Source organism: Nocardioides sp. Z40_12 (assembly GCF_058215795.1).
Genome location: NZ_JBZAJA010000002.1, coordinates 431,334 through 445,107 on the forward strand (window position 1 = coordinate 431,334; position 13,774 = coordinate 445,107).

A 13,774-nucleotide genomic window follows, 5' to 3' on the forward strand; every position below is an offset into this window, starting at 1 on the left:
GGATCGTGCCCCTGTGGGGCGCCACGACGTACCGGAGGAAATTGTCATGAGCGGCGCGATGCGCAGGATCGGCGAGTACCTCGGCCTGCTCGAGGACACCGGACGGTACGACGACTACGCCGCCGATGACCACGAAGCCCAGACCAGCACGGTCAACGGCCGGGTCGAGGAGCGGGTGCCCGCGCGCGAGCGCCAGCCCGCCCCGGTCGCCGACCTCACCGAGCGGCGCCGTCCGGCACCGGTCCCCGACCCTGGAACGGTCCACGAGTTGAGTCGAATCACCACGCTGCACCCCCGTACCTACAACGAGGCGCGCACCGTCGGTGAGCAGTTCCGGGAGGGCATCCCGGTGATCATGAACCTCTCCGAGATGGACGACTCCGACGCCAAGCGCCTGGTCGACTTCGCGGCGGGGCTGGTCTTCGCCACCCGGGGGACCATCGAGAGGATCACCAACAAGGTCTTCCTCCTCTCGCCCCCCAACGTGACCGTCGCGGCCGAGGAGAAGGAACGCCTCGTCGAGGGCGGTTTCTTCAACCAGAGCTGAGGCGCCCCGGTGGTTGTCATCGGAACGGTCCTGTACGCCGTCCTGTGGTGTTTCCTGGCCCTGATGTTCGTCCGCTTCGTGGTCGACTGGGTCCAGGTCTTCGCGCGCCAGTGGTCCCCCAAGGGGCCCCTGCTGGTCGTGCTCGAGGTCGTGTACACCCTCACCGACCCGCCGATCAAGGCGGTGCGGCGCTTCGTGCCGCCCGTCCGGCTGGGCTCGGTGGCCCTCGACCTGAGCTTCATGCTCGTCCTGCTGGCCGCCTATCTGCTGCTCTGGGTGGTCGGCCGCACCTTCGGCGTCGTGGGTGCCTGACCGCCTGTGAACCACCAGCCACACGGGTCCCTGAACACGGTGGCCCCACGGGCGCTATTGTTCCAACAGCAGCACCACAAGTTTGCCGACGAAGAGATTGGGTGAGGTCATGCCGCTGACGCCTGAGGACGTGAGCAACAAGCGCTTTACTCCTGTCCGTCTCCGCGAGGGATACGACATGGGGGAGGTCGACCAGTTCCTGGACGAGGTCGAGGCAGAGCTTGCCCGGTTGACCAAGGAGAACGACGACCTGAGGGCCAAGCTCTCGGCCGCGCAGAAGGCCGGCGCCGGGGCCCCCGCCCCCTCGCCGTTCGCCGTCACCCCGGAGCCGGTCAGGGCGCCGGAGCCGGAGCCCGTGCCGGAGCCCGTGCGGGCCCCTGAGCCGGTGGCCGCCGCCCCGGCGCCCGCCGTGGAGACCATCAAGGTCGAGACGGTGCCCGACGCCTCCAACGCCGCCGCGCGGCTGCTGGAGATCGCCACCCGCAACGCCGACGAGCTCGTCGACGCCGCGAAGAACGAGGCGGACCGCATCGTGGGCGAGGCGCGCACCAAGGCCGAGCGCCTCGAGGCCGAGTCGAAGACCAACTCCGACCGCATGGAGGCCGAGGCCCGGCAGCGCGCGCAGATGCTCGACTCCGAGACCGCGGAGCGTCGCCAGCAGATGTTCGGCGACCTCGAGAAGGAGCGGGACAAGCTCAACGGCGAGGTGGAGACCCTCCGGTCCTTCGAGCGCGAGTACCGCTCGCGGCTCAAGACCTACTTCACCCAGCAGCTGGAGGCCCTCGAGGGCACCGGGAGCCTGGAGAACCCCTCGCCCGGAGAAGGCGTGGTGGCTCCCAAGCGCCTCCGCTCCATCCTGGGCGACGACGAGGGCTGAGACTCCCTCACCCGATCGGCAACGCAACGGCTGGCTCCCCCCGGGGAGCCAGCCGTTCTGCTTGCCGGTGAGACGCTGCGTCGGGCGGGTTGAGTGGCGACCCCCCAGGGGTTACTGTCCCTACCCAGCATGTGGCATCTGCCACATCCTTTTCTTGTCAAAGGGGCGTGCTCCATGGCTGGCAGTGCTCGGAAGTCCCTGGCCGGATCGGCCGCCGCCGTGGCGCGACGGGTCGTCGGGCTGTCCGGTGCGGGGGAGACGCCCGTCGAGGTGAGCACCCCGCCTCCCGCCTCCCGGACCGCGCCTGCGAAGAAGGCGACCAAGAAGGCGGCCGCCGCCAAGAAGTCTGAGCCTGCCAAGAAGGCGGCTCCGGCCAAGAAGGCGGCTCCGGCGAAGGAGGCGGCTCCGGCGAAGGAGGCGGCTCCGGCGAAGAAGGCGGCTCCGGCCAAGAAGGCCCCGTCGGCCAAGAAGGCTGCGGCCGGATCGGGTGCCCCGGCCAAGAAGACGTCCAGCCCGACGAGCGAGAGGTCGACCCCGGTGAAGAACGCGTCACCCAAGAACACGCCTGCCACGGCGCTCCGGGTCAAGGAGGGCGAGGACGCCTGGACGAAGGCCGAGCTCGACGAGGTCCTGGCCGACCTCCACGTGCACCGTGACCGCCTGGTCGAGATCATGGAGGCCCAGGAGCGCGAGCTCGACGGTCTGATGCGCGACGCCGGCGACGGCGCCGGCCACGACCAGGCCGACCTCGGGGCCACCAGCTTCGAGCGCGACCACGAGCTGACCCTGATGAACAGCGAGCGAGAGATGCTCGAGCAGATCGAGCGGGCGCTAGGCCGCATCGACGACGGCACCTACGGCGTCTGCGAGTCCTGTGATGAGGCGATCGGCAAGATGCGGGTCATGGCATTCCCGCGTGCCACACTGTGCCTGTCATGCAAGCAACGCGAGGAGCGTCGCTGAGTTCCAGCGACCAGGTCAACACGTCCGATCGGCGACGCCGAGCCCGCCGGGTCTTCCTGCTCCTGGCCGTTCTGGGCCTGGCGGTCGACCAAGGCTCGAAGGCGTGGGCCCTGTCCGCGCTGGAGGACGGCGACCGCCCCCTGCTGGGTGACTGGTTCACGCTGCACCTGGTGTTCAACCCGGGTGCCGCCTTCAGCATGGGCACGGAGTTCACCGTGGTGCTCACCTGCCTGGCGATCGTGGCCGTGCTGGTCATCGGCTTCCTGAGCCGCCGGATCGGGAGCGTCTTCTGGGCCGTCGGCATGGGACTGCTGCTGGCCGGCGTGGGTGGCAACCTCGTCGACCGGATCCTGCGCGACCCGTCGCCGTTCCGCGGCCACGTGATCGACTTCCTGGCCCTGCCCAACTGGCCGGTCTTCAACTTCGCCGACGTCTTCATCAACGTCGCGGCGGGCATCATCATCCTGCAGAGCTTCCGCGGCATCACCCTGAGCGGCGAGCGGGACACCGCCGCGGCGACGAAGGACGAGGCATGAGCGGCCACGCCGAGCACCGCACCGTCCTGGTGCCCGAGGGGCTCGCGGGCGAGCGGGTCGACGCGGCGATGGCCAGGATGTTCGGCTTCTCCCGGACCCGGGCCTCCGAGCTGATCGCCCAGGACCTGGTGCGGCTCGACGGGGTCGGGGTCGCCAAGAGCGAGCGGGTCCACCCGGGCTCCATGCTCGAGGTCTCGATCCCGGTGGAGAAGGACCCGCTGGCCGTCGTCCCGCAGGTGGTGGAGGGCATCAAGATCGTCCACGACGACGACTCCATCGTGGTGATCGACAAGCCGGTGGGAGTGGCGGTCCACCCGAGCCCGGGCTGGAACGGCCCGACCGTCGTCGGCCACCTGGCCGCCGCCGGGTTCCGGATCGCCACCTCCGGCGCCTCCGAGCGCCAGGGGATCGTGCAGCGCCTCGACGTGGGCACCTCGGGCGTCATGGTGATCACCAAGTCCGAGCGGGCCTACTCGGTGCTCAAGGACGCCTTCCGCCAGCGCATCGTGGACAAGACCTACCACGCGCTGGTGCAGGGTCATCCCGACCCGCTGGAGGGCACGATCGACGCCCCCATCGGGCGGCACCCCAGGTTCGACTACAAGTTCGCGGTGATGGCCGACGGCCGGCACAGCGTCACCCACTACGAGACCCTCGAGGCACACCGTTTCGCCAGCCTGCTGGAGGTCCACCTCGAGACGGGGCGCACCCACCAGATCCGGGTCCACATGGCCGCGCTGAAGCACCCGTGCGTCGGGGACATCACCTACGGCGCCGACCCGGTGCTGGCCAAGCGGGTGGGCCTGGAGCGGCAGTGGCTGCACGCGGTCAAGCTCGGCTTCGTGCACCCGGACAGCGGCGAGTACGTCGAGTTCGAGACCGACTACCCCGACGACCTGGCCCAGGCCCTGGAGACCATCCGGGACGAGCGCTGACCGGCTCCGACGAGCTCGTCCTCCGGCCGGGTGCCTCGGTCGACCTGCCGGCGGTGGCCGAGCTCTTCCTGGCCGCGCGGGCGGCCGCCGTGCCGGCGATCCCGCCCCTGGTGCACACCGCCGACGAGGTGCGTGCCTGGGTGTCGGACTGGGACCTGACCGACCACGAGCTGTGGCTGGCCGAGGCGGGGTCGTCGGCCGGGTCCGAGGAGGGCGGGGCCGCGCTGCTGGGCTTCGCGCTCGTCACCGCCACCTGGATCGACCACCTCTACGTCGCCCCGCACGCCCAGAACCGCGGGGCGGGCACCGCCCTGCTCCAGCTGGTCCAGACGCTGCGCCCCGACGGCGTCGGGCTGTGGGTCTTCGAGTCCAACCACGCCGCGCGTCGGTTCTACGCCCGCCACGGGTTCGTCGAGGTGGCCCGCACGGACGGGTCGGAGAACGAGGAGCAGGCGCCCGACATCCACCTCTCCTGGCCGGGCTGGTCGGGCTGACCAGCGGTTGGTCTCGGCCATGATGGCCCGATGGAGATGCGCGGCAGCCTGACCCACCGGTACCTCACGTTCGCGACGGAGGCGGCGGACTCGCCGTGCTTCGCCGACTGGGCACTCGGGGTGGCGAACGACCCCGAGGTGCTCGACTGGTTGGCCGACCTGCCAACGGTCAAGCAGCAGCCCAACCTGGTCTTCGCCGCCGCACGGTGGCACGGAGCCCTGGCGCCCGGCCACTACGAGGGGTTCCGCGAGACGCTCCTCTCCCGTCCGGACCAGGTCCGGGCGACGATCCTGGCACGAGCCACCCAGACCAACGAGGTGGGCAGGCTGGCGACGCTGGTGCCGCTGTTCGCGCGGATCGAGCAGGAGGCGGGGGAGCCGCTGGCCCTGGTGGAGGCGGGGGCCAGCGCCGGGCTCTGTCTCTTCCCGGACCGCTACGACTACCGGTGGCCGGGCGCCGGGAACCTGCAGGACGGGCGAGGACCCGTGCTCACCGCGGAGGTGGAAGGCCCGGTGCCGGTCCCGTCCCGGCACCCCGTGGTCACCTGGCGTGCGGGGTGCGACCTGTCGCCCGTGGACGTCTCGGACCCCGACCAGCGGGCCTGGCTCGAGGTGCTGGTCTGGCCGGAGCAGCAGGAGCGGCGTGAGCGGCTGCGGGCGGCGATGGAGGTGGCGCGCCTGGACCCGCCCCAGGTGCGAGGCGGGGACCTGCTCGAGCTGCTGCCCGGGCTGGTCGAGGACGCCGGTCGGCACGGCGTCCCGGTCCTCTTCCACAGCGCGGTGATCGCCTACCTGGACGACGCCGACCGGGCCCGGTTCGCCGAGCTCGCGGCGGACCTGGTGGCCCGCAGTCGCTGCCGTTGGGTGAGCAACGAGGGGGCAACGGTGCTGCCTGAGGTCTCCGCCACCGGCCCGCTCCCGCCCCCGGGCCACCCCGGTTTCGTGCTGGCGCTGGACGGCCGCAGCGTCGCCTGGACCCATGGCCACGGCCAGGCGATCCGGTGGTGGTGAGCGGGCGTCGGGGTCCGCCGTACCTCGGTGCCCGTGTCCTGTCGGAGGGGTCTGAGAGGCTGTCGTAGGCTGGCTTCCTTCCCCAGGACGCGCCAGCCGCGCGTGCTCCAGCAACCCCCTCGGAAGGTGTGGAAGAACCACTCATGTCGGCCGGTTCCAACGACAACTTCGTGCACCTGCACGTCCACACCGAGTACTCGATGCTCGACGGCGCCGCGCGCCTGCAGGACATGGCCGAGCGGACGGCCGAGCTCGGCATGCCAGCCATCGCCATGACCGACCACGGCAATGTCTTCGGCGCCTACGAGTTCTACAAGAAGGCCAAGAACGCCGGGATCAAGCCGATCATCGGGATCGAGGCGTACTTCACCCCCAACATCTCCCGGTTCGAGCGCAAGCGGGTGAACTTCTACCAGGGCGGGCCCGACGACGTCTCCAGCCGTGGTGCGTACACCCACATGACCCTGCTCTCGGAGACCACGGAGGGGATGCACAACCTCTTCCGGCTCTCCACCGGCGCCTGGCGCGACGGCTTCTTCCAGCACCCGCGCGCCGACCGCGAGCTGCTGAGCCAGTACGGCAAGGGCCTGATCGGCACCACCGGCTGCCCCTCGGGCGAGATCCAGGTCCACCTGCGGCACGGCAACTACGAGGCGGCCCGGCAGACGGCCGGTGACTTCCAGGAGATCCTGGGGCGCGACAACTACTTCCTCGAGCTGATGGACCACGGCCTCTCCATCGAGACCCGGGTCCGCGACGGGCTGCTCCGCCTCGCCAAGGACCTCAACATCCCGCTGCTGGCGACCAACGACTCCCACTACGTGCGCCAGGAGGACGCCGCCAGCCAGGAGCACCTGCTGTGCATCAACTCCGGCTCGACGATGGACATCCCGGCCGGCGACGGCCCCGGCCAGCGGTTCGCCTTCTCCGGCAACGGCTACTACATCAAGAGCCCGGCCGAGATGCGCTCCCTGTGGGTCGACAAGTACGACCTGCGCGAGGCGTGCGACAACACCCTGTGGATCGCGGAGCGGTGCGACGTCGAGTTCACCGAGGGCAACGGCACCTACATGCCGCGCTTCCCCTGCCCCCCGGGCGAGGACGAGAACTCCTGGCTGGTCAAGGAGGTCGAGCGCGGTCTGAGGGTGCGCTACCCCGAGGGCATCCCCGACAAGGTGCGCAAGCAGGCCGACTTCGAGGTCGGCGTCATCACCCAGATGGGCTTCCCCGGCTACTTCCTCGTGGTCGCCGACTTCATCAACTGGGCCAAGGACAACGGCATCCGGGTCGGTCCCGGGCGCGGCTCGGGTGCGGGCTCGATGGTCGCCTACGCGATGCGGATCACCGACCTCGACCCGCTCGAGCACGGCCTGATCTTCGAGCGGTTCCTCAACCCCGACCGCATCTCCATGCCCGACTTCGACATCGACTTCGACGAGCGCCGGCGCGGCGAGGTCATCAAGTACGTCACCGACAAGTACGGCGACGACCGCGTCTCCTACATCATCACCTACGGCACGATCAAGGCGAAGCAGGCCGTCAAGGACTCCTCGCGGATCCTGGCCTACCCCTTCTCCATGGGTGACCGGATCACCAAGGCGATGCCGGCCGCGGTGATGGGCAAGGACGTCCCGCTCAAGGAGATCTTCAACCCCGACCACAAGCGCTACGGCGAGGGCGGCGAGTTCCGCGCCCTCTACGAGGCGGAGCCCGACGTCAAGCGCGTCGTCGACACCGCCATGGGCATCGAGGGCCTGAAGCGTCAGTGGGGCGTCCACGCCGCCGGCATCATCATGTCCAGCGAGCCGCTGCTCGACGTGATCCCGCTGCTCAAGCGTCCCTCCGACGGGGCGATGATCACCCAGTTCGACTACCCGACGTGCGAGTCGCTGGGCCTGATCAAGATGGACTTCCTGGGGCTGCGCAACCTCACGGTCCTCGACGACGCGGTCAAGAACATCAAGGCCAACCGGGGCGAGGACGTGGTCCTGGAGGACCTCACCCTCGACGACCCCGCCACCTACGGCCTGCTCCAGCGCGGAGACACCTTGGGCGTCTTCCAGCTGGACGGCGGCCCGATGCGGGCGCTCCTGCGCTCGATGCGGCCCGACACCTTCGAGGACATCTCGGCGGTCGGCGCCCTCTACCGGCCCGGACCGATGGGGGCCGACTCCCACAACAAGTACGCACGCCGCAAGACCGGCCGCGAGCCGGTCGAGCCGATCCACCCCGAGCTCGCCGAGGCGCTCGAGGACATCCTGGGCGAGACCTACGGGTTGATCGTCTACCAGGAGCAGGTGATGGCGATCGCCCAGCAGCTCGCCGGCTACACGCTGGGCCAGGCCGACCTGCTGCGCCGCGCCATGGGCAAGAAGAAGAAGGAGGAGCTGGACAAGCAGTTCGCCACCTTCTCCGGCGGCATGCAGGAGCGCGGCTACTCGATGGCCGCGATCAAGACCCTGTGGGACATCCTCCTGCCGTTCTCCGACTACGCCTTCAACAAGGCCCACTCGGCCGCCTACGGCCTCGTCTCCTACTGGACCGCGTATCTCAAGGCCAACTTCCCGGCCGAGTACATGGCCGCGCTCCTGACCTCGGTCAAGGACGACAAGGACAAGATGGCGATCTACCTCAACGAGTGTCGCCGGATGAAGATCTCGGTGCTGCCGCCCGACGTCAACGAGTCCGCGGCCAACTTCACCCCGGTCGGCACCGACATCCGGTTCGGGCTCACCGCGGTGCGCAACGTCGGCGCCAACGTCGTGGACGGCATCGTGGCCGCGCGGGAGGAGAAGGGGCGCTTCACCGACTTCAACGACTTCATGGGCAAGGTGCCCGCCCTGGTCTGCAACAAGCGGGTGATCGAGTCCCTGATCAAGGCCGGCGCCTTCGACGAGATGAAGCACCGCCGCCGGGCCCTGGTGACGATCCACGAGAGCGCGGTCGACCAGTACGTCGACATCAAGAAGAACGAGGCGATCGGGCAGGACTCGCTCTTCGGCGGGCTCGACGAGGCCGACCAGGGGTTCGGCATCTCGGTGACCGTCCCCGACATCGACGAGTGGGACAAGATGACGCTGCTGGGCCACGAGCGCGAGATGCTCGGCCTCTACGTCTCCGACCACCCGCTGATGGGGCTCGAGCACGTCCTCTCCGCCGGCACCGACTGCACCATCGGCCAGCTCATGCTCGACGAGGACCGGCCGCACGGCAGCACCCTCACCGTCAGCGGCCTGGTCACCGCGGTCAACCGCAAGATCACCAAGCGCGGCGACGCCTGGGCCACCCTCACCCTGGAGGACCTCGACGGCGCGATCGAGGTGCTGCTCTTCCCCAGCTCCTACCAGCTGGCCGCGCCCTACCTCTCCCAGGACGCCATCCTGCGCGTCAAGGGCCAGCTCTCCCGGGACAAGGACCAGCCCGAGCTGCGCGGCCAGGAGGTCACGGTGCCCGACCTGACCGACGGACCCAGCGGTCCGGTGGTCATCTCGTTGCCCTCCACCCGGTGCACCGCACCCGTGGTCGAGCAGCTGCGCGACGTGCTCTCCACCCACCCGGGGATGACCGAGGTGCAGCTGCGCCTGCTCACCCGCACCTCCACGACCGTGATGAAGCTCGACAACCGGTTGCGGGTCACCGCCAGCCCGGCGCTGTTCGCCGACCTCAAGCAGCTGCTCGGTCCCGGATGCCTGACGAGCTGAGTCCGCCGTCGGGTCCGCCGCGCCGCGTCCTGCTGCGCCGCTTCCTGGTGCTCCTGCTGGCCTGGGCGGTCTGGGGGGCGGTGCTCGGCGTGGTCTGGGTGGCGGTGTGGCAGCCGCCGGAGGGCATGGTCTTCGAGGGCGAGTGGTTCCTCACCCGGGCGGGCCTGGCCCAGGAGGTCTCGGCCACCGCGCTCTTCGCCGTCATCGGCGTGGCCGGTGGGCTGGTGCTGGGGGTGGTCCTCGCCCTGTGGTCCCGCGGCACCGAGCTCGTCGCGCTGGCCGGCGCCTGCTTGGGCTCGCTCCTCGCGGCCTGGGTGATGTTCCAGGTGGGCCACGCCCTCGGCCCGCCCGACCCGGCCACGGTGGCCGCCACTGCCGCCGACATGACGTCGGTGCCCGCGGACCTCACGCTGGCGGGGGCCGGCGACCACCCGTGGCCCTTCTGGTTCGAGTCGAGCGCGTTCTGTGCGTTGCCGGCCGGCGCGCTCCTGGGCCTGGTGGGGGTGTTCCTCTCGGGGTCCCGCGCCCCCGCCGACCCCGACGAGTGACGGCGGGCGGCACTCAGTTGGGGGACCAGCGGGTGCGGGCCACCTCGGTCGCGGGCAGCGACGGGATGACGTTCATCGCACGCAGCTCCTCGCGCAGCAGCCGCGTCACCAGCTCCAGCCGCTCAGCGGTGTCGTCGGCCTCGAGCAGCGACTGCCGCTCGGCCATCGGCAGCGGCACCAGCGCCGAGAGGGTCCACGACAGGTAGTGCGGGTCCCGCGGCAGGGCGCCCGAGAAGGGGTCCTCGCGGAACTGGGCGAGGGCGGCCCGATAGGCGGTGAAGGTGGCCCGGGCCCGGGCCACCAGCGCGTCGGGGACCGGCACCTCGCCGTCGGCGAGCGTGGTGACCTGGGCGGCGGGATAGTCCTGGGTGGTGACCAGCCGGTCGAGCCGGAAGCGTCCCCGACCCACCGCGACGATGTCGAACCCCCCGTCGGCCAGCGGCTCGATGTCGGAGAGCTGGAGCAGGCAGCCCACCCGGTAGAGGGACTGGGAGCCATGGTCCCCGACCTCGTAGCCCTCGCGGATCGCCACCGTGCCGAAGAGGCGCTTGGCGGGGTCCGGCTCGGCGGCGAGGTGGCGCACCAGGGCGCGGTAGCGGTCCTCGAAGACGTGGAGCGGCACCGAGACCCCCGGGAACAGCACGGTGCTCAGCGGGAACATCGGCAGCACCTCGGGCGGGGTCTGGCTCACCCGCCCAACGTAGTTTGTCCACCGCGGGTCCGGGCAAGGGGCACGCAGAGGTGCAGACCTACAATTGGCCCCATGATCCGCCGCCTCGACCTCCGGGACGCCGACGCGTCCTTCGACTACCGCGCCGCCGTGCCGCGCGCCGATTTCGACGTCGAGTCCGCGGTCCATGTCGTGCAGCCGATCTGCGAGGACGTGCGCACCAGGGGAGTGGAGGCCGTCCGCGAGCTCTCCGAGCGCTTCGACGGCGTCCGCCTCGACGACATCCGGGTGCCGGTCGAGGCGCTGGGCGAGGCCCTGGAGAAGCTCGACCCGACGGTGCGTGCGGGGCTGGAGGAGTCGATCCGTCGGCTCCGGGCCACCTGCGAGGCCGAGCTCGAGCACGACGTGGTCACCGAGCTGGCCCCGGGCGCCGTGGTCACCCACCGCAAGGTGCCGGTCGACCGGGTCGGCCTCTACGTGCCCGGCGGGCTGGCCCCGCTCGTCTCCTCGGTCGTGATGAACGTGGTGCCCGCGCAGGTCGCCGGGGTCGGCTCGATCGCCCTGACCAGCCCGCCGCAGAAGCACAACGGCGGCCTGCCGGAGTCCACCATCCTGGCGGCGTGCGCGCTGCTCGGCGTCGACGAGGTCTACGCCGTGGGCGGTGCCCAGGCGATCGCGATGCTCGCCTACGGCGCCGGGCCGTGCGCCCGCGTCGACCTGGTGACCGGCCCGGGCAACATCTACACCGTGGCCGCCAAGCGGCTGCTCAAGGGAGTCGTGGGCATCGACTCCGAGGCCGGACCGACCGAGATCGCGATCCTCGCCGACGACTCCGCCGACGCCGCCCACGTCGCCGCCGACCTGATCTCCCAGGCCGAGCACGACCCGATGGCCGCCTCGGTCCTGGTCACCGACTCCGAGCGTCTCGCAGGCGAGGTGGAGGCCGAGCTGGACAAGCAGGTCGCCGTCACCCGGCACGTCGAGCGGGTGCGGACCGCCCTGACCGGCGAGCAGTCGGGCATCGTGCTGGTCCGCGACCTCGAGCAGGGGCTGGCGGTGGTCAACGCCTACGCCGCCGAGCACCTCGAGATCCACACCGTCGACGCCTCGGCCGTGGCGGCCCGGGTCCGCAACGCCGGGGCCGTCTTCGTCGGCACCTGGGCGCCGGTCTCGCTGGGCGACTACTGTGCCGGCTCCAACCACGTGCTGCCCACCGCGGGCTGCGCCTGCCACTCCTCGGGGCTCTCGGTACGCGCCTTCACCCGGTCGGTGCACGTCGTGGACTACTCCCGCGAGGCGCTCGAGCAGGTCGCCGGCCACGTGGTGGCCCTGGCCGAGGCGGAGGACCTGCCCGGCCACGGCGAGGCAGTGAAGGTCCGCCTCCGGTGACCTTCCCACCCCTGCGCGAGGCGCTCGTCGGCCTCGAGCCCTATGGCGCGCCCCAGCTCGACGTCCCCGTCCAGCTCAACGTCAACGAGAACCCCTACCCGCCCTCGCCTGCCGTCGTCGCCGACATCGCGGCGTCGGTGGCCGAGGCGGCCACGACCCTCAACCGCTACCCCGACCGCGAGCTCGTCGAGCTGCGCGCCCGGCTCGCCGACTACCTCAACTCCTCCGGCGGCTCGGGGATCACTCCCGCGCAGGTGTGGGCGGCGAACGGCTCCAACGAGGTGATGCTCCAGCTGCTCCAGGCCTTCGGCGGCCCGGGGCGGTGCGCGCTCAGCTTCGCGCCCACCTACGCGATGTACCCGGAGTACGCCCGCGACTCCGTGACCGAGTGGGTCCAGGGGCGGCGGGCCGAGGACTTCTCCCTCGACCTGGCCGCCGCGCGCGAGCTGGTGCTCGAGCACCGGCCGAGCGTGGTGCTGCTGCCCTCGCCCAACAACCCCACCGGGACGGCGCTGCCACCCGAGGCGATCACCACCCTGTGCGAGGCCGCCGGGGACGGCGTGGTGGTGGTGGACGAGGCCTACGGCGAGTTCCGGCGTACCGGCACGCCCAGCGCGCTGGAGCTGCTGCCGCGGCACCGCAACCTGGTGGTCACCCGCACCATGAGCAAGGCGTTCGCGCTGGCCGGGGCCCGGCTGGGCTACCTCGCCGCCGACCCTGCGATCTGCGACGCGATCCGGGTGGTGCGCCTGCCCTACCACCTCTCGGCGGTCACCCAGGCCACCGCGCTGGCGGCGCTGCGGCACGCCGGCGAGCTGCTCGGCCGGGTCGACGACCTGCGGCGCGAACGCGACGAGCTGGTCGACTGGCTGCGCGGCCGGGGGCACGAGGTGGCCGACAGTGACGCCAACTTCGTCTACTTCGGCCGGTTCGCCGACCGGCACGCGGTCTGGCAGGGTCTGCTCGACCGGGGGGTGCTGATCCGCGAGGTCGGCCCCGACGGCTGGCTGCGGGTCTCGGTCGGGACGCCTCAGGAGATGGCAGCATTCAGGCAGGCCCTGGTGGACGTGACCACCCGGGGCACGAGCGAGGAGCAGGGATGAACGAGCAGCAGGGCCTCCAGCGCCGCCGTACCGCGGTGGTCGACCGCCAGACCCGGGAGACCAAGGTCCACCTCGAGCTCGACCTCGACGGCACCGGCCGCACCGACGTCAGCACCGGGGTCGGCTTCTACGACCACATGCTCACCGCCTTCGGCCGGCACGCCCTGGTCGACCTCGTGGTCCACGTCGAGGGCGACACCCACATCGATGCCCACCACACGGTCGAGGACACCGCCATCGCCCTGGGCGAGGCGATCCGCACCGCCCTGGGCGACAAGGTCGGGATCCGCCGCTTCGGCGACGCCACGGTGCCGCTCGACGAGGCGCTCGTGCAGGCCGTGGTGGACGTCTCCGGGCGCCCCTACTGCGTGCACGACGGCGAGCCGGAAGGGCAGCAGTACGTGCTGATCGGCGGCACCGGCGCCGGCTACGTCGGCTCGCTGACCCGGCACGTCTTCGAGTCGGTGGCCCACCACGCCCAGATGGCGATCCACGTCCGGGTGCTCGGTGGCCGGGACCCGCACCACATCGTCGAGACCCAGTTCAAGGCGTTCGCCCGGGCCCTGCGCGACGCGGTGGCCCTCGACCCCCGCGAGACCGGGGTGCCCTCCACCAAGGGCGCCCTGTGACCGCGAGCCCGGCCCAGCCCGCCGAGGAGTCCGTGGACCCCGTGGACCCCGTGGACCCC

The 13,774-nt window shown here is 71.1% G+C and carries 14 protein-coding genes; 13 read left to right on the forward strand and 1 reads right to left on the reverse strand.

Annotated features, from left to right (window positions below; all coding sequences use genetic code 11):
* Positions 1 to 46: 46 nt before the first annotated feature.
* The 10 genes from AC4BG9_RS05295 (at position 47) to AC4BG9_RS05340 (ending at position 9,924) form a co-directional block, all read left to right on the forward strand.
* A complete protein-coding gene (locus tag AC4BG9_RS05295; RefSeq protein WP_490570031.1) occupies positions 47 to 547 on the forward strand; it encodes a cell division protein SepF in 501 nt (166 codons plus the stop codon).
* Between the two features lie 9 nt (positions 548 to 556).
* Complete coding sequence (locus tag AC4BG9_RS05300) at positions 557 to 859, forward strand: YggT family protein (protein ID WP_490570032.1); 303 nt, start codon at positions 557 to 559, stop codon at positions 857 to 859.
* Between the two features lie 109 nt (positions 860 to 968).
* Entirely contained in the window at positions 969 to 1,736 is a 768-nt protein-coding gene (locus AC4BG9_RS05305; protein WP_490570033.1) for a DivIVA domain-containing protein, read from the forward strand.
* A gap of 174 nt (positions 1,737 to 1,910) precedes the next feature.
* Positions 1,911 to 2,699, forward strand: a complete 789-nt coding sequence (locus AC4BG9_RS05310) for a TraR/DksA family transcriptional regulator (RefSeq protein ID WP_490570034.1) — start codon at positions 1,911 to 1,913, stop codon at positions 2,697 to 2,699.
* Positions 2,672 to 3,235, forward strand: coding sequence for a signal peptidase II (gene lspA, locus AC4BG9_RS05315; RefSeq protein ID WP_490570035.1), 564 nt, complete (start codon positions 2,672 to 2,674; stop codon positions 3,233 to 3,235). The genes AC4BG9_RS05310 and lspA overlap by 28 nt, the downstream gene beginning before the upstream one ends.
* The gene (locus AC4BG9_RS05320) at positions 3,232 to 4,170 is read left to right on the forward strand and encodes an RluA family pseudouridine synthase (RefSeq protein ID WP_490570036.1); all 939 of its coding nucleotides are present in this window, start codon (positions 3,232 to 3,234) and stop codon (positions 4,168 to 4,170) included. The genes lspA and AC4BG9_RS05320 overlap by 4 nt, the downstream gene beginning before the upstream one ends.
* A 53-nt stretch (positions 4,171 to 4,223) precedes the next feature.
* The gene (locus AC4BG9_RS05325) at positions 4,224 to 4,664 is read left to right on the forward strand and encodes a GNAT family N-acetyltransferase (protein ID WP_490570037.1); all 441 of its coding nucleotides are present in this window, start codon (positions 4,224 to 4,226) and stop codon (positions 4,662 to 4,664) included.
* Between the two features lie 30 nt (positions 4,665 to 4,694).
* Positions 4,695 to 5,675, forward strand: a complete 981-nt coding sequence (locus AC4BG9_RS05330; RefSeq protein WP_490570038.1) for a DUF2332 domain-containing protein — start codon at positions 4,695 to 4,697, stop codon at positions 5,673 to 5,675.
* A gap of 143 nt (positions 5,676 to 5,818) precedes the next feature.
* On the forward strand, positions 5,819 to 9,376 hold the full coding sequence (dnaE, locus tag AC4BG9_RS05335; RefSeq protein ID WP_490570039.1) for a DNA polymerase III subunit alpha: 3,558 nt from the start codon (positions 5,819 to 5,821) through the stop codon (positions 9,374 to 9,376).
* Positions 9,361 to 9,924 (forward strand): hypothetical protein, encoded by a 564-nt coding sequence (locus AC4BG9_RS05340; protein WP_490570040.1) that lies wholly within the window; start codon positions 9,361 to 9,363, stop codon positions 9,922 to 9,924. Before dnaE ends, AC4BG9_RS05340 begins: the two co-directional genes overlap by 16 nt.
* Positions 9,925 to 9,937: 13 nt before the next feature.
* Here the strand turns inward: AC4BG9_RS05340 and AC4BG9_RS05345 are convergent, their stop codons facing one another.
* The gene (locus AC4BG9_RS05345; protein ID WP_490570041.1) at positions 9,938 to 10,615 is read right to left on the reverse strand and encodes an LON peptidase substrate-binding domain-containing protein; all 678 of its coding nucleotides are present in this window, start codon (positions 10,613 to 10,615) and stop codon (positions 9,938 to 9,940) included.
* A gap of 72 nt (positions 10,616 to 10,687) precedes the next feature.
* Here AC4BG9_RS05345 and hisD point away from each other — a divergent pair, with 72 nt between their 5' ends.
* Genes hisD through hisB form a run of 3 tightly spaced genes read left to right on the forward strand, consistent with a single transcriptional unit; the run spans position 10,688 to position 13,715 of the window.
* Positions 10,688 to 11,983 (forward strand): histidinol dehydrogenase, encoded by a 1,296-nt coding sequence (hisD, locus tag AC4BG9_RS05350; protein WP_490570042.1) that lies wholly within the window; start codon positions 10,688 to 10,690, stop codon positions 11,981 to 11,983.
* Positions 11,980 to 13,086 carry a histidinol-phosphate transaminase gene (locus AC4BG9_RS05355; protein ID WP_490570043.1) on the forward strand — a complete coding sequence of 369 codons (1,107 nt, stop codon included), beginning with the start codon at positions 11,980 to 11,982 and terminating at the stop codon, positions 13,084 to 13,086. The genes hisD and AC4BG9_RS05355 overlap by 4 nt, the downstream gene beginning before the upstream one ends.
* Entirely contained in the window at positions 13,083 to 13,715 is a 633-nt protein-coding gene (gene hisB / locus AC4BG9_RS05360) for an imidazoleglycerol-phosphate dehydratase HisB (RefSeq protein WP_490570044.1), read from the forward strand. The genes AC4BG9_RS05355 and hisB overlap by 4 nt, the downstream gene beginning before the upstream one ends.
* Positions 13,716 to 13,774: the final 59 nt, after the last annotated feature.